Raw genomic sequence first — 15,489 nt, 5'->3', positions numbered from 1 at the left:
CTATCGCATCGCCCGCCGCCGTTACGAAGCTGGCCTGTCCACCTATCTGTCGGTGCTGTCGGCGCAGGATGCCCTGCTCGCCAACCGGCGCCTGCTGGCCGATCTCCAGGCCCGCACCCTGTCTGCCCACGTGGCGCTGGTGCGCGCCCTGGGCGGCGGCTTCCGCGCCGGCTGACCGCCGACGCGCTGCCGTTTGCCTGATCCCTGTTCTTCTTCTTTCTGATGCCGAGACCCGCCCATGGCTGACATTGAACCCAATTTTTCCGATACGGACCAGGCCTCCAGCAAGGCCGATGCGCGCAAGGCCGCGCGCAAGCGTGGTTTCCTGATCTTTGCTGGAGTCGTGGCGCTGGTCGCGGCCGGTGTCGGCATCTACGAATGGATCGAAGGCGGGCGTTATGTCGAAACCGACAACGCCTATGTCGCGGCCGAAGTGGCACAGGTGACGCCGCTGGTCGCCGGGCCGGTGCGGCACGTGGCGGTCAACAACACGCAAGTCGTCCGCAAGGGCGACGTGCTGGTAGAGCTTGATCCCACCGACGCCAAAATCGCCCTGGCCGCGGCCGAGGCGGACTATGCCGACGCGCTGCGCAAGGTGCGCCAGACCATCGCCACCGGCACGGCGCTGTCGGCCCAGGTGGGCGAGAAGCAGGCCGATATCGCCCGCATGACCGCGCAAGTGCAGGTGGCCATGGCCGATGTCCAACGCGCCGAGATTGACCTCAAGCGGCGCCAGTCGCTGGTGGGCGACGGGGCGGTGTCGGGCGAGGAACTGACCACCGCACGCAATGCTTATGCTTCTGCGCAAGGCCAGCTTGCTGCCGCCCGCGCCAACCTGGCCGCCGCCCAGGCCGCGCGTGGCACCGCCAATGGCCAGGAAGCGGCCAATGCCGCATTGGTCACTGGCACCACGCCGGAAACCAATCCGCAGGTGCTGGCGGCCAAGGCCAGGCTTGACCAGGCACGCATCAATCTCGATCGCACGGTGATCCGGGCCCCGGTCAGCGGCGTTGTCACCCAGCGCACGGTGCAGGTGGGGCAAAGCGTGGCGGTGGGCAGCCCTATGATGACCATCGTGCCGATCAGCCAGGCCTATGTCGATGCCAACTACAAGGAAAGCCAGTTGGCCCATGTGCGTCCCGGCCAGCCGGTGACGCTGACATCGGATCTCTATGGCGATGATGTGGTCTATCACGGGCGCGTCGTGGGCTTTTCCGGTGGCACCGGTTCGGCGCTGGCCGTGATTCCGGCGCAGAATGCCACGGGCAACTGGATCAAGGTGGTGCAGCGCCTGCCGGTGCGCGTCGCGCTTGATCCGCACGAGCTGGGCGCGCACCCGCTGCGCATCGGCCTGTCGATGGACGCCACGATCGATACGCGCCCTGAAAAGGACCGGTCGCAGACCGGGCAGAACTGACATGGCCGGCGGACCGCCGATGGGCTTTGGCGATGGGCCGGCGCCGCTCAAGGGCGCCAAGCTGGCGCTGGGCGGCTTTGCGCTGGCGCTGTCGAACTTCGTCGTGCTGCTGGATATCACCATCGCCAACGTGTCGGTGCCGCATATTGCCGGCAGCCTGGCGGTGTCGCCCACGCAGGGCACCTGGGTGCTGACGTCCTACGCCGTGGCCGAGGCGATCTGCGTGCCGTTGACCGGCTGGCTCGCGCGCACGTTTGGTGCGGTGCGGGTGTTCATCATGGCGCTGCTGGGTTTTGGCCTGTTTTCGATGCTGTGCGGCATGGCCGGCAGCCTGAGCCTGCTGATCGCGTTCCGCGTGTGCCAGGGGCTGTGCGGCGGCCCGATCATGCCGATGACACAGACCTTGCTGCTGCGCATATTTCCCAAGGACAAGGGCGGCGCCGCGCTCGGCCTGTGGGCGATGACTGTGGTGGTCGCGCCGATTGCCGGGCCGATCTGCGGCGGGTTCATTTCCGACAACTGGTCGTGGCACTGGCTGTTCTTCATCAACATTCCGCTCGCCGCGTTCTCGCTGATCGTCGCCTGGCGGCTGGTGCGGCCGTACGAAACTCCCACCCAGAAATCGCCGATCGATTTCGTCGGTCTTGCGCTGTTGGTGATTTGGGTTGGTTCGCTGCAGATCATGCTCGACAAAGGGCGCGAGGAAGACTGGTTTTCCAGTGGCTTCATCATCACGCTCACCGTGGTCGCGATCATTGGCTTCATCTCGTTCCTGATCTGGGAATTGACCGAAGACCACCCGATCATCGACCTGTCGGTGTTCCGCAACCGCGGGTTTACCGTGGCCGTGGTGACGCAGTGCGTGGCCTATGCGGCGTTCTTCTCGTTCATCGTGCTGATCCCGCTCTTCCTGCAAACCAACCTCAACTACACCGCCACCTGGGCAGGTCTGGCGGTGGGCTGGGTCGGTGTCCTGGCAGTGGTCTTTTCGCCGATCGTGGCGCGGTTCGTGGGCAAGGTCGATACGCGCGGGCTGATCTCGTTCGGCATCCTGTGGCTGGCCGTAGTCGCCTGGCTACGCACGCGCTGGGTGACTGACATGGGCTACTGGACCATCGCCTTTCCGCAGATGCTCCAGGGCCTGGGTATGCCGTTCTTCTTCGTCGGTTCCACCGCGCTGGCGATGGCTTCGGTGCGGCCCGACCAGACCGCATCGGGCGCGGGCATCCAGAACTTCATGCGCACGATGGCCGGCGCCTTTGCCACTTCGATGTCGACCACGCTGTGGGAACATTTCACCAAGTACAACCGCGCCGAACTGGTCGGGCTGATCCATCCGCCCACGCACACCGGCCTGCCAGCCGCGCAGGCGAGCATGATGTTGAGCCAACTGGTGCAGACCGAGGCGGTAACGCTCGCCACGCGCCAGGTCTTCATGGTGTGCACCATCGTCCTGTTCGTCTCGGCCGGGATGATCTGGCTGGCCCCCAAGCCGGGGCGGAAAAAGGGGTAGGGTGCGCAAGCCACTTCACGGGAAATCACCCGGCAATGGCGGAAATCGCCCAATCCTGGTCGATCAGGTCTTGAACTCGCGATCCCGAAAGTTGCCGATTGTTGGCCCGGATCAGTCCCGATTTCTCATGCCTGAGACGCATATTCGGGAAGAGGAATCGGGAACATATTTTGGGAAAGCGAATGCACCGAACGGCTTCCAACCCGAACGTGGGAGGGCACCGATCTCTCAAAAAGGTTCCTTCTCGGTAGGAGGCCGACCCGTTAAGGCGTCATCATGAAGATCATATTCGTCATGCTGTTGGCATCAGTTGCCGCCGGGGCGCAGGCCCAGACAGCGCAGGCACGGCCCGGTGAGAGTGCAACAATGAACGACGCAACAAACGTGATCGCCGTGGACCACACGGGCTTCGCTGTATCGTCTTTGGACGAAGCCATTCGGTTTTGGACGGAAGCGCTCGGCTTCACACTTGAGCGACAAGCGGAGATGGGGGGCGACTTCCTGCATCAAGTCACAGGTGTCGATGATCCGAGTGTGAAAACGGCGATCGTCAGGGCGCCAAACGGTTACGTGGTCGAACTGTTGCAATATTCAAAGGGACGCCAGAACGGGGCGGTGCCCGATAGCGCGGGGGCGATCGGTGCGGCGCACCTAGCTCTGACCGTGAAGGATATCCATGCCGCCATAGCCCGCGTCGAGGCAGCAGGATGGAAGGCGAAGGGTAGCCCGCTGCCAATCGCAGGTGGTCCCCGCAAGGGAACTTTGGTGACCTATGTTTCAGGCCCTGATCATATCACGATAGAGCTTATGCAGCCACCAGCCCGCTGATGTAGCCTGCCGAAGTTTCCCGCTTCATCATCGGTTTTGGGAAGCGACGTTTGCCGAGTTTCACGTTGAGCGTATCAGTGGCGCATGTTGATCCGAGCGTTTGAGCCGAGCGACGCGGATGCGCTCGCAGACCTATTCCATATGTCGGTCCACCACGCCGCAATTAGCGATTACTCGCCGGAGCAGGTTGTCGCCTGGAGTCCGTCCAGGCCAGATGCCAAACGCTATGTGGAACAAGCGATTGGCCGAACATTTCTGGTCGCCGTTGGCGACGATGGCACGGTCATTGGCTACGGTGATCTTGAGCCGAACGGGCATATCGATCATCTCTACTGCCGCCCCGACTTCGTAGGCACGGGCGTCGGCTCTGCGATCTATGCCGCTTTGGAAAACGTCGCCACGGATGCGGGGATCGAGACGCTTTTCGTAGAGGCCAGTGAAGGCGCCCGCCGGCTCTTCGAGCGTCGTGGGTTTAGCGTCGATGGTCGGAATGACCTCACCATAGGCGGGGTCGCGATCCACAATTACCGCATGTCGAAGTCGCTTACCCGTTAGCCGTCTCTCGCCGGCTTTCCCGTTTCTTGATCGTTTTTGGGAAGGCAGCTATCGCCCGCGCCTTCCCGAAAGCTGCCTGTTCGTTTTTCGCCACTTTTAGTCCATTTCTTCGTCATTTCCGCGCAGGCGGGAATCCAGTTTCGGCGTGGTCTCAATCGCCCGAAGCCACTGGATTCCGGCCTGCGCGGGAATGACGAAGTCGGAGGCGGCAAAGGCAACTCTTCACTACCATCAGCCATTCGACGTCGGGCTATCTGGATCGGTCAGTCTGCGATCCCCGCCGCTCTGCCTGAAAATCCCACACGAAGCCACGAAGACACGAAGAAGGGTCTTTCCTTCGTGTCTTCGTGGCTTCGTGTGACTCTATGACAAAGCACCACGCCCGGTCTCGTGCCTGGCACCGCAACCGGCTCAATCCAGCAGCAGGATCGACATGCGGCGGTTGCTCGGGTCGTTGGGGCTGTCGGGCACCAGGGGTTCGCGGTCGGCCACGCCTTCGATCCGTTGGAAGCGGGCCTCGCCCACGCCGTTGCGCATCAGGGCCTGGCGCGTGGCTTCGGCGCGGCCGGCCGATAGCGACCAGTTGTTGGCCGGGTCGCCAGGCTTCCACTGCAGCGCGTCGGTATGGCCGCGCACGGTCAGGCCGCCGAGTTCGGGCGCGATGGCCTGGCCGATCGCCCGGATCAGTTCCAGCGCATCGGGCGTCAGGATCGTGGTGCCCAGGCGGAACATCGAGAAGTGCGCGTCGTCGAGCATGTCGATGCGGATGCCCTCGGGCGTCATCGTCATGTGCACCTGCTTGGCCAGCTGGCGCAGCTTTTCATTGGCATCCAGCTTTTCCTTCAGCCGCTGCTGCATCACCTGGGTGCGCTTCATCTTCGATCCGCCATCCTTGGGGCCGCCGGTGGCATCGCGCGGAATGGTCATCGTGCGCGTGCCGGTCTGCCCGGCGCGGTGGGGATAGTTGTCGGCATCGGTCAGCGACGAGCCGCCCAGCAGCCCGTCAGACCCGGCGCTGCCCTTGCGCGTCTTGACCAGGGTGGGGGTGAAATAGTCGGCAATGCCCTTGCGCTGTTTTTCGGTGGTTGCGCCCAGCAGCCACATCAGCAGGAAGAACGCCATCATCGCGGTCACGAAATCGGCATAGGCCACTTTCCAGGCCCCGCCGTGATGGCCGCCGGCCACCACGGTGATCTTCTTGACGATGATCGGCTTGGGCGCGTCCTTGCCTTTGGGTGGCTTGGCCATGGCGATCCCTTTCGCTTAGCGGCCGCGCAGCGCGTCGAGCAGTTCCGACAGGCCCGGACGGAACGCATGGCCCAGGCCCGAACGCGCGCTTTCCACCACCAGCGGCTGCGGCCAGCCGTGCAGCGAGGACACGATCACCTGCTTGACCGCCTGGTAGATCATCGCATCCTGATCGAGCACCTGCTTGAGCCGGCCAGCCAGCGGCGCGACGATGCCATAGGCCAGCAGCACGCCCATGAACGTGCCGACCAGAGCCGAACCGATCATCGCGCCCAGCACCGTGGGTGGCTTGTCGATCGAGCCCATGGTCTTGACCACGCCCAGCACGGCGGCAACGATGCCCAGCGCGGGCAGTGCGTCGGCCAGGCCCTGCAGGGCGTGCTGCGCTTCTTCCTGCTCGTGGAAATGGGTTTTCATCGCGTGGTCCATCACGTCTTCCACGGCATGCACTTCCAGCGTGCCGGAAGACACGACGATCAGCGTCAGCGTATCGCAGATCAGCGAAACCAGCGCGGTATGGGCCAGGATGCGCGGATATTCGGCAAACAGGGCCGAGCTTTTGGGATCGGCCACATGGCTTTCCAGCGCCACCGGGCCATCGCTGCGCAGGATCTTCATCAGCTTGGCACAGAGCACGATGGCATCGACATGGTCCTGCTTGTTGTGCTTGGGGCCCTTGAACACTTTGCCCAGGCCCGCGCCGATGCCCTTCAACTCGTGCATGGAATTGCCGGTGATCGTGGCGCCCAGCGCCGCGCCGCCGATGATCAGCATTTCATGGGGTATGGCTTCGGCCACCGGGCCGATTGCGCCACCGGTGATGATGAAGCCGCCAAAGACCATGGCGAGCAGGACGACGATGCCGATACCAGCAAACATGAAGCGGTGACCCTGTCGATAAACCGTGAAAGCCGGCGCTATCACCCGGCCGTTGCTGCAATGCAGAACGGCACGGGCGCGCGCACTTTCAGGACATCATGGTAAAGAGCGAAAGGCCCGAGATCTTGGTGAAGCTGGCCTGGCTGGCCTGCAGCACCGTGGCCAGTTCCTGCAACCGGGTATAGGCAGTGGGGATGTCGGTGGCGCCCAGCGTGCTCTGGTCCTGGCTGCGCGCCTCGCCCATCGTGGTCTGCCGCTCGGTGTTGAGATCGATCCACGACAGCCGCGCGCCCACCACGGTCTGCCCGGTGGATACGGCCGTCATGGCATCGTCGAGCGTGGTGAGCGCGGCATTGGCCGCCGATTGCGCGCCGGTGCCGCCCGCGCTGATCGCGTCGGTCAGGCTCTTGAGCGCGGCAAAGACATCGCTGCTGGTGCCGCCCGACGAGAAATTGAGAAATTCCGGCCCGGTCAGGCTGCGCTTGACGCTCTGCCCGTCGCCCAGTTCCAGCGTGCCGGCGCTGCCGCTGCCGACATAGCTGACCACGCCGGTGGTGGCATCCACGCTATAGGCCGCGCCCGCCGCATCGCCGCCGAACAGCGCATTGCCCGCGCTGTCACGCGAATTGGCCAGCGACACCAGGTTGTTGCGCAATTCGGCCAGTTCCTGGCCAATGCTGGTGCGCTGCTCGTTGGACAGCGTGCCGGTGGCCGCCTGGTTGGCCAGCTGGCGCGTGCGCTGCAGCGTGTTGATCATCTCGGTCATCGCCGAATCGGTCAGGTTGAGATCGGCCGTGGCGCGGTTGGCCGCGCCGGCATCGACCTTGGCGATGGCATCCTGGCGTTGCAGGTTGCGCAGGCGCGAGGCGGTGAGCGGATCGTCTGACGAGGCGGTCAGCCGGTTGCCGCTGGAAATCTGCGTCTGCACCTGCTCCATCTGGGTGCGCAAGCCGTTGAGATCGAGCGCGGAGCGATCGTAGAACGCGGACGTAGTGGTCGATACGCTGGATGACATGGGCGACCTACTTGATCGAGAGGATGGTGTCGAACAGGTTGCCGGCAACCTGCATCACCCGGCCCGAGGCTTGGAACGCCTGCTGGAACCGGGTCAGGTTGATGGCTTCGGTGTCGAGATCGACTCCGGCCTGGGCGGAAAGCGCGGTCTTGGCCGCATCGGAAATGGTCTTGAGCGCATCGCGCGTGGTGGTGCGCGCCTGCACCGTGGCAGAGGCCTGGTAGATCAGGGTGTCCATCGTGCCGGCCGGATCGGCGCTGGTCAGCGCATTGCGCAGCGCGGTGAGGTTGGTGGTATCGCGGCTGCCGGCGGCGGCGCCTGCGGCCGCCGTGGCGATCGCGCTGCCCTGGGTGGTGGCAAGCTGCATGCTGCCAGCGCCCGTGCCGGCAAACAGGGCAGGGCCGGTTGACCCGTCAAGCGCAGCGCCATTGCCCTGCACGGTGTTGACGGTGTCGATCACGCTCTTGGCCAGGGTATCGAGCTGGCCATGCACATCGGCGAGGCTGGCCAGCACTTGTTGCTGCCCCGCCAGCGATCCGCCCGACAGAGTGACGGCACCGCCGTTGACGGTAAAGCCGATCGTGCCATCGGCGGCGGTGGTAACCGCCATGGCTTGCGCGGTGGCGCCGGTAACCAGCGGCGCGCCCGATGCGCCGCCCAGCGTCACATCAACCGCGCCATTGCCGGCAAAGCTGGTGGCGATATCGGCATAGCCCGCCAGCTTTTCGAGCAGCATGTCGCGCTGGTCGAGCAGGCCGGTGCGATCGCTGCTGGCATCGGCCATGCGCGCCAGCCGGCCATTGACCTTGGCCAATTCGGCCGACATCGTGTTGATCTGGTTCACGCCGTCGCTGGCGCCGCCCTGCTGGCCCTTGGCCACGGCATCAAGCTGGTTTGAGGCGATGTTGAAACTGTTGGACAGGGTCTGCGCCGCCGCGATCACCGAGGCGCGCAGTGGCGTGTCGGTGGGGCTTTGCGCCAGTTGGGTCAGCGCGGTTTCAAAGCCGGTGATCGCCGAATAGACGCCCGGCGCCTCAAGCGCGGACTGGATATCGGTAAGGCCGCCCACTTCGGTATCGGCGCGCGCGGTATCGGCGCCGGTGCGGCGCACCTCGGCCTGGCGAAAGGCATCGGCATTGCGGATAACCCCGGTCACCCGCACGCCCGACAGCGACACATCGCGGTTGCCCGCGACATAGCCGGGCGTCATCACCTCTTCGGTGGATACCGTGCGCCGCACATAGCCATCGGTGCCGGCATTGGCGATGTTCTGGGCGGTCACGTCCAGCTGGGTGCGGGCAGCGCGGGTGGCGCTGCGCGCGATCGAGAGCAGGTCGGTGGTCATGGCGCTCAGGCTCCCCCACCGGTCTTGGCCGTGGCACCAGTGGCCGGGGCGCCAGACGCTTGCCCAGCCGCACTGGCCAGCTGGCTTTCCAGCCGCGTGGCCAGGCCCAGGGTGCCGGCCTTGGCGGCAATCTCGGCAAAGCGTTCGTCGCGCATCTGGGTAAAGGTATCGTCCTGCTTCTTGTCGAACAGATCGTCGCCGCCCAGGTCGGTGCTGCGCGCGGTGCTCAACATCTGGCGCAGGAACATCGCCTCGAAACCCTGCGCGGCCTTGCGCAGCGCGGCGCGATCGGGGCCGCTGGCCGGGGACGTGGCGGCTGCGGCGGCGCTAGAAACGGCGCCGGTGCTTGTCGATGCAGAAGTCATCAGATCACCACCATTTCGGCCTTGAGGGCGCCGGCCTGCTTGAGCGCTTCCAGGATCGCCACCAGATCGGACGGCGAAACCCCCAATTTGTTAAGGGCATTGACCAGCGAAGAGAGCGAGGCACCGGGCTTGAACAGCGCCACGTGGTTGCCCTGTTCCTCCACGCTGATCTGGCTGCTCGGCACCACGGCGGTCTGGCCGTTGGAAAAGGGGCCGGGCTGCGACACGCGCGGTTTTTCATCCACCTTGATCACCAGCTTGCCGTGGCTGATCGCGGCGGGGGACAGGCGCACCGCGCTGTTGATCACCACCGTGCCGGTGCGGCTGTTGACGATCACCTTGGCGGCGGCCTCGGCCGGGCTCACCTCGATCGCCTCGATCGCGGCCATGGCGCTGGCGCGGGCATCGCTGCCATTGGGCAGACGCAGCGCCACGGTCACGCCGTCTTCCACGCTGGCAGTGCCGGGAAAGCGCGTGTTGATCGCATCGCGCACGCGGGCGGCGTTGAGGAAATCGGCGTCGAACAGGTTCCAGCGCAACACCTCGTTGCGATCAAACCCGGTATCGACTGCGCGCTCCACCGTCGCGCCTTCGGCAATGCGACCCACAGTGGGCACGTTGACGGTCAGCTGCGATCCATCCTTGGCGGTAATGCCCAGGCCGCCCACGGCAAGGTTGCCCTGCGCCATGGCATAGATCTGCCCATCGGCACCATAGAGCGGCGCCAAGACCAGTGCCCCGCCGCGCAAGGACTTGGCCTTGCCGATCGTCGATACGGTCACGTCGATGCGCTGGCCGGGCTTGGAAAAGGCCGGCAGATCGGCCGTGATCATCACTGCCGCCGCGTTCTTCAGGCCCGGCGCCACGCCGGCGGGCAATTGCACGCCCAGCCGGCCCGAAACCCCGCGCATCGCCTGGGTCAGGTATTCCAGGTTGTCGTCACCCGTGCCGGGCAGGCCCACCACGATGCCATAGCCGGTCAGCTGGTTCGATCGCACGCCCTGGAACTCGCCCAGGTCGCGCACCCGTTCGGCATGGGCGGCGGTGCCCAGCACCGGCAGCGCGGCCAGCGCTGCGGCCACCATCACCAGCCACAGGCCGGGGCGCACTGCCAGCAGGCCGCGCCGCCACAGCGGGCGCAGGGCCAGCCCAGCCAGCGCCGCAGCGGCCAGATCGAACGCGATGGGAGAAGCGATAGACATCAAGGGTTCCCTAGAACGGGCTGACAAGGTTGAAGAACTTGGTCAGCCAGCCCTGGCGGGCGGCACGGCTGACATCGCCGTTGCCGGCATAGGTGATCCGCGCATCGGCCACCTGGCCCGATTGGACGCGGTTGGTCGTGTCGATATCAGCCAGGCGCACGATGCCCGATAGCTGCACCCATTCCTGGCCCTGGCTCAGCGTCAGGCGCTTTTCGCCTTTGACCAGCGCGGTGCCATTGGGACGCACCTGGGCGATCGTCACCGAAACCTCGCCGCCCAGCGTGCTGGTCTGCGAGGCATTGCCCTGGCCGGAAAAGGCGCTGGCGCCCGAATTGTTGATGCCGTTCTGCGACAGGATCGACAGCGGCCCCTTGTTGGGCGGGGTGAACGTGAACGAGGATGACTTGGCGGTCTTGCTCGCCGCCGATTTCGACGTGGTCAGCTGTTCGGCCAGCACGATCACCAGGCTGTCCCCCACCGCATGGGCGCGCGCACCCTCGACCAGCCCGGCATAGCCATTGGCCAGGTTGAGGATGCTGCCATCGGCGGGCTTGGCCGGGCTTTCGACCGGCAGCGCTGGATCAAACCCCGCCGCCGGGCGGTTGCGCGCCTTGGCCGGCTGGGCCGCCACCAGCATGCCGGCGGTAATCATCGCCGGCACCATCAGCATGGCCATCAGGCGCAGGCCCAGGCCCTGGCGCGGGGCAAGCCCATGGCGCGGGGCAAGCCCACGGCCGCGCTCGGCATGCAGCGCCTTGTCGAACAGGGGATCGAACGGAGAGTCCATGGGCTTTAGCGTCTTTCCGGCCTTACAGCGTCTGGTTGGCGTTCTTGAGCATCTCGTCGATCGCCGAGATCATCTTGGAATTGATCTCGTAGGCGCGCTGGCACTCGATCATGTCGACCAGTTCTTCCACCACGTTGACGTTGGACGCTTCCAGATAGCCCTGCTGGATATGGCCGCGCCCGGCGTCGCCGGCATTGCCCACTTGCGCCGCGCCGCTGGCGCCGGTTTCCACCAGGAAGTTGTCGCCCAGCGCCTTGAGGCCCTGCGGATTGGCAAAGCTGGCAATGGTGATCTGGCCCAGCGTGGTCGCCTCGGTCGCGCCGGGCAGGGTGGCGGTCACGGTGCCGTCCTGCGCCACGGTGATCGCGCTGGCGCCTTCGGGCACGGTGATCGCCGGTTGCAGCGGATAGCCTTGCGAGGTCACCAGCGTGCCGTCGGCCGAGCGGCTGAAATTGCCCGCGCGGGTATAGGCGAGCTGGCCGCCGGGCAGCGTCACCTGGAAAAAGCCATCACCGTCGAGCGCCAGGTCGAGCGCATTGCCGGTGCTTTGCAGCTGGCCCTGGCTTTCCATCCGCGCGGTGCCCTGCAGCGCCACGCCGGTGCCCAGGTTGAGCCCGGTGGCATAGGCGGTCTCGTTGGAAGACTGCTGCCCGGCCACGCGCGTGTCCTGATAGGCCAGCGTGGAAAAGTTGGCGCGGTCGCGCTTGAAGCCGGTGGTGCTCACGTTCGCCAGGTTGTTGGCGATCACCCGCATCCGCGTGTCCTGGGCTTCCAGGCCGGTGCGGGCAACGTGAAGGGCGGAACTGGGCATGGCAGGATCTCTCCGAAAGTGATTTTCAGGTGTTGAGGCGCATCAGCGATGCGGATTTCTCGTCCACCTCGCGCGCGGTGGAGGCCACCTTGGTGCGCATGTCGAACAGGCGCTGCGCTTCCACCATTTCGACCAGCACTTGCGTGGGATCGACATTGGACTGCTCCAGCGCGCCGGGGGTCAGGCGGGCCTCCTCGTCCTGCGGTAGGGTGCCGATGGTATTGTTCGGCCCCGTCACGCGAAACAGCCCGTCCAGCCCCTTGCCCACCTGGCTGCCCTGGGTGGAAACCAGCTTGATCCGCGCCACCGCCTGGGGCGGGGTGGACGGGTTCTGAGGGTCGCCGGCCAGCACGGTGCCATCGGGCGCGATGGTCACGATCGTGCCGGTCGGCACGGTGATCGGCCCGCCATCGCCGATCACCGGCCGCCCGTCGCCGTTCTGCAGCACGCCATCGGTGGTGATCGTCAGGTCGCCACGCCGGGTATAGGCCTCGCTGCCGTCCTGCGCCTGCACGGCCAGCATGGTGTCCCCGCTCAACGCCACGTCGAGCGGGTTGTTGGTCGCCATGGTGGCGCCCTGCTTCATGCTGGAACCCTGGACATAGCCCTGCGTCATCGCGCGGGCTTCCAGCGCGGGGCCTTTGAGCGTGACCGGCGTGGCGCTGAGCATTTCCTGGCGAAAGCCCACGGTCTGCGCATTGGCCATGTTGCTGGCGATCACGCGCTCGCGCACCATCGATCCGGTCATGCCGGAATAGGCGGTATAGATCAGCCGGTCCATGGCCGCTTGCCTCCCTTAAGCCTTAGCTGCGCAGGTTGAGAATGGCCTGGGTGGCCTGGGTGGCGGTATCGATCGCCTTGGCATTGGCCTGATAGGCGCGCTGGGCCACGATCAGGCCCACCAGCTCGTCCGACACCTCGACGTTGGAGCGTTCGAGATAGCCCGACATCAGCTTGCCGTACTGGCCATTGGTCGGCTCGCCATAGTTGGCCGTGCCCGACAGGTTGGTGGCGGTCCAATCGGCCGATCCCTGCTGGCGCAGGCCCTGCGGATTGAGGAAGGTGGCGAGGCCAATCTTGCCGATCACGGTGTTGGACCCGTCGGCATAGCTGGCCGCGACATTGCCGTTTTCCGAAACCGTCATCCCGGCAAATTCCGATCCGGCGGCGTTGGTGATCGGCACCAGCGTGTCCTGCAGGCTCGTGCTGGTGGCAGTGCCCGTGGCGTCGGTGGGATACATCTGCACGCGGTTGCCCTGCGCGTCGGTGACATAACCGCCGGCATCCATCTGGAAGGCGCCATTGCGGGTGTACATCGTCTGCCCGGTGGTGGGCGATTTGACGGTGAAGAACCCGTCGCCGCTTACCGCCACGTCGAGCGAGGAGCCGGTGGAATCGAGCGCGCCCTGCTTGAAGTTCTGGGTGATCGCCTCGACCTTGGCGCCGATCCCCTCGATCAGGCGCGGGTTGGTGAATGCCGTGCCGGCAACCACGTCGGCAAAGCTCACCGTGCTTTTCTTGAAGCCGTTGGTTTCCGAGTTGGCGATGTTGTTGCTGACGACGTTGAGATCGGTCTGCGCATTCTTGATGCCGTTGAGCGAGGTATAGAACGACATGGCGTGTTTTCCTGTCGGTTGGGGAAAGGGATCAGGCGGCGGTGGTGGCGGTGGTGGTGCCCGTCGCCGTGCCGCCCGCCGTCGTGCCAGTGGTGCCGGCGGCGGCCTGGGCCGCGCCGATCGCGGCCAACTGTTGCGAAATGGTCTTGAGCGTGGCGGCCACATCGGCGTTTGACGCGCTGGCCGTGTTCAGCTTGTCGAGCTTGTCGGAAATGGCGCTCAGCGTTGAGTTCATCTCGGTGGAGTTCGACAGCGACGAAAACTGCGCCAGCTGGGCCACCATCTGGGTGTTGTCCACCGGCGAGGTCGGGTCCTGGTTCTGCAGCTGCGCGGTCAGCATCTTGAGGAAATCGGTGGCGCCAAGGCTGGCCCAGCCGGTCTTGGCCGGGGCCGCTGCGGTGCCCGTGGCGCTGGTAGAGGTAACGGTGGTCATGTCACTTCATCCTCATCGTATCGAGCATCAGCTGCTTGGCGGTCTGCATCGCCTCCACCACGTTCTGGTATTGGCGGCTGGCTTCCATCATCTCGACCATCTCGGCATTTTCATCGACCGGGGCGGCCCAGACATCGCCATTGGCATCGGCCAGGGGATTGTCGGGATCGTGGGTGCGCACGGCGGTGGTATCGGTGCGATAGACCCCCTGGACCTTGACCGTGGCGAGGCCGGACCGCGCATCGAGTTCCTCGGCAAAGACCGGGCGCAGTGGGCGATAGGCCTGCGCCTCGCTGCCGGCGACGTTGCCGGCATTGGCCAGGTTCGATGCCGCTGCGTTCATCCGCACCAGCTGGGCCGACATCGCGCGGCCGGTCACGCCGAACAGGGTGAGGGGGGTGTTGCCGTTGCCCGCCATGGTCATTCGCCCTTGAGCGCGCGGGTCACTTCGCCCACGCGGCCGCGGATGAATTCCAGCGTGGCGGAATAGCCCACCGCGTTTTCGGCAAAGGCGGTCTGTTCGGTGGCCATTTCCACCGTATTGCCATCCAGGCTGGGCATCACCGGCACCCGATAGAGCGCCGCGCCGGCTTCGGCCTGGCTTTCGCTGGCACCGGCCAGGCGCGCCTTGAGCGCGGCCCCGAAATCGATGTCGCGCGCCTTGTAGCCGGGCGTTGCGGCATTGGCGATGTTGGAGGACAGCAGCCCCAGGCGCGTGGCGCGCAGTTCCAGCGCGGCGCCATGGATGCCGAACAGGCTGTCGGATGATGCACTCTGGCTCATCGGCGGTGCTCTCGCTTTCCTTGGGCAGACGAATGATGCCGGTGGTTCAGCAAGGGACGTGCCAAGTGCGCCAATGGCCCGGAATCTGGCACCACGGTTGCAGGCCACCCCGCCAGGCACGGCAAGGCTTTGCCGAAAGGCGGCAAGCCGGGCTGCCGCCCCCCTGAAACCCGCGCGCGCGCTGCCGTTCTTCGTGCCAGGATTTCGCGAAAGACCAAGGCCCATGGATTTAACCCACCTGCTGGATGCCCAATCGGCCGTGATCGTTGTTGGCGGCACGCTGGTCGGCACCGTGCTGCGCTGTGGTTGGCATGACAGCCTTGTAGCGGTGCGCGCGGTGGCGGGGCTGCTGCGCCCTGGCTTCAATGCCGCGGCGATGCGTTCCGAACTCGCGCACGAGGTGGCGCTGATCCGCCGCGATGGGGTGATCCGGGCCAACCCGCGCCGCCTGGCCGATCGCGAATTTGATTCCGCCACCAGCGCGCTGGTGCGTACTCGCTCGCTCGACGGGCTGGTCGAACAGCATGAAACCTGGCGCCGCGCGCGCCTGCGCCGCGCCACCACCGCCGCACGCACCCTGGCGCAGGCGGCCGATCTTTCGCCGGTGTTCGGCCTGGCGGGCACGCTCGTCGCGCTCAGCCAGCTCAAGGTGGAAAGCCTGGCCCATGGCAATTTCATCGGCGCCATTGCCA

Annotated in this window: 18 protein-coding genes; 5 read left to right on the top strand and 13 right to left on the bottom strand. The window is 65.6% G+C overall.

Translation table 11 applies throughout. The annotated features are described in order from the left end of the window. The first annotated feature begins 238 nt into the window (after positions 1 to 238). From H926_RS0114090 to H926_RS0114075, 4 genes are all read left to right on the top strand, one after another. Positions 239 to 1,417, top strand: a complete 1,179-nt coding sequence (locus H926_RS0114090) for an HlyD family efflux transporter periplasmic adaptor subunit (RefSeq protein ID WP_022676889.1) — start codon at positions 239 to 241, stop codon at positions 1,415 to 1,417. A 1-nt stretch (position 1,418) separates the two neighbouring features. Then, on the top strand, positions 1,419 to 2,930 hold the full coding sequence (locus tag H926_RS0114085) for a DHA2 family efflux MFS transporter permease subunit (protein WP_043609628.1): 1,512 nt from the start codon (positions 1,419 to 1,421) through the stop codon (positions 2,928 to 2,930). Positions 2,931 to 3,206: 276 nt separating this feature from the next. Then, entirely contained in the window at positions 3,207 to 3,758 is a 552-nt protein-coding gene (locus tag H926_RS0114080; RefSeq protein WP_022676887.1) for a VOC family protein, read from the top strand. 84 nt (positions 3,759 to 3,842) lie between these two features. Continuing rightward, positions 3,843 to 4,313, top strand: coding sequence for a GNAT family N-acetyltransferase (locus H926_RS0114075; protein ID WP_022676886.1), 471 nt, complete (start codon positions 3,843 to 3,845; stop codon positions 4,311 to 4,313). A gap of 411 nt (positions 4,314 to 4,724) precedes the next feature. Here the strand turns inward: H926_RS0114075 and H926_RS0114070 are convergent, their stop codons facing one another. The 13 genes from H926_RS0114070 to flgB form a co-directional block, all read right to left on the bottom strand. Then, positions 4,725 to 5,561: a flagellar motor protein MotB gene (locus H926_RS0114070; protein ID WP_022676885.1), complete on the bottom strand. Its 837-nt coding sequence runs from the start codon at positions 5,559 to 5,561 to the stop codon at positions 4,725 to 4,727. A 15-nt stretch (positions 5,562 to 5,576) separates the two neighbouring features. Next, entirely contained in the window at positions 5,577 to 6,440 is an 864-nt protein-coding gene (motA, locus tag H926_RS0114065; protein WP_022676884.1) for a flagellar motor stator protein MotA, read from the bottom strand. An 88-nt stretch (positions 6,441 to 6,528) separates the two neighbouring features. After that, complete coding sequence (locus H926_RS0114060; RefSeq protein ID WP_022676883.1) at positions 6,529 to 7,455, bottom strand: flagellar hook protein FlgL; 927 nt, start codon at positions 7,453 to 7,455, stop codon at positions 6,529 to 6,531. A gap of 7 nt (positions 7,456 to 7,462) precedes the next feature. Then, entirely contained in the window at positions 7,463 to 8,800 is a 1,338-nt protein-coding gene (flgK, locus tag H926_RS0114055; protein WP_022676882.1) for a flagellar hook-associated protein FlgK, read from the bottom strand. Between the two features lie 5 nt (positions 8,801 to 8,805). Further along, positions 8,806 to 9,165: a rod-binding protein gene (locus H926_RS0114050; protein ID WP_022676881.1), complete on the bottom strand. Its 360-nt coding sequence runs from the start codon at positions 9,163 to 9,165 to the stop codon at positions 8,806 to 8,808. Next, a complete protein-coding gene (locus H926_RS0114045; RefSeq protein WP_043609634.1) occupies positions 9,165 to 10,250 on the bottom strand; it encodes a flagellar basal body P-ring protein FlgI in 1,086 nt (361 codons plus the stop codon). The genes H926_RS0114050 and H926_RS0114045 overlap by 1 nt, the downstream gene beginning before the upstream one ends. 127 nt (positions 10,251 to 10,377) lie before the next feature. Then, positions 10,378 to 11,154 (bottom strand): flagellar basal body L-ring protein FlgH, encoded by a 777-nt coding sequence (locus H926_RS0114040; RefSeq protein WP_022676879.1) that lies wholly within the window; start codon positions 11,152 to 11,154, stop codon positions 10,378 to 10,380. Between the two features lie 22 nt (positions 11,155 to 11,176). Next, positions 11,177 to 11,965, bottom strand: a complete 789-nt coding sequence (gene flgG, locus H926_RS0114035; protein WP_022676878.1) for a flagellar basal-body rod protein FlgG — start codon at positions 11,963 to 11,965, stop codon at positions 11,177 to 11,179. A gap of 25 nt (positions 11,966 to 11,990) precedes the next feature. Further along, positions 11,991 to 12,746, bottom strand: coding sequence for a flagellar basal body rod protein FlgF (locus H926_RS0114030; protein ID WP_022676877.1), 756 nt, complete (start codon positions 12,744 to 12,746; stop codon positions 11,991 to 11,993). Between the two features lie 22 nt (positions 12,747 to 12,768). Further along, the gene (locus tag H926_RS0114025) at positions 12,769 to 13,581 is read right to left on the bottom strand and encodes a flagellar hook-basal body protein (RefSeq protein WP_022676876.1); all 813 of its coding nucleotides are present in this window, start codon (positions 13,579 to 13,581) and stop codon (positions 12,769 to 12,771) included. Between the two features lie 31 nt (positions 13,582 to 13,612). Then, positions 13,613 to 14,014 (bottom strand): flagellar hook assembly protein FlgD, encoded by a 402-nt coding sequence (locus H926_RS31790; RefSeq protein ID WP_022676875.1) that lies wholly within the window; start codon positions 14,012 to 14,014, stop codon positions 13,613 to 13,615. Position 14,015: 1 nt separating this feature from the next. Beyond that, positions 14,016 to 14,438, bottom strand: a complete 423-nt coding sequence (gene flgC, locus H926_RS0114015; protein ID WP_022676874.1) for a flagellar basal body rod protein FlgC — start codon at positions 14,436 to 14,438, stop codon at positions 14,016 to 14,018. Then, complete coding sequence (gene flgB / locus H926_RS0114010; protein WP_022676873.1) at positions 14,435 to 14,797, bottom strand: flagellar basal body rod protein FlgB; 363 nt, start codon at positions 14,795 to 14,797, stop codon at positions 14,435 to 14,437. The genes flgC and flgB overlap by 4 nt, the downstream gene beginning before the upstream one ends. Positions 14,798 to 15,020: 223 nt before the next feature. Between flgB and H926_RS0114005 the strand changes: the two genes are divergently transcribed. Continuing rightward, the coding region (locus H926_RS0114005) for a hypothetical protein (protein ID WP_022676872.1) at positions 15,021 to 15,489 on the top strand (469 nt) is incomplete at its 3' end.

Source organism: Novosphingobium sp. B-7 (assembly GCF_000410615.1).
Lineage (GTDB): Bacteria > Pseudomonadota > Alphaproteobacteria > Sphingomonadales > Sphingomonadaceae > Novosphingobium > Novosphingobium capsulatum.
Note: the sequence above shows the minus strand (reverse complement) of the source record. Positions and strands in the feature narration are given on the sequence as shown.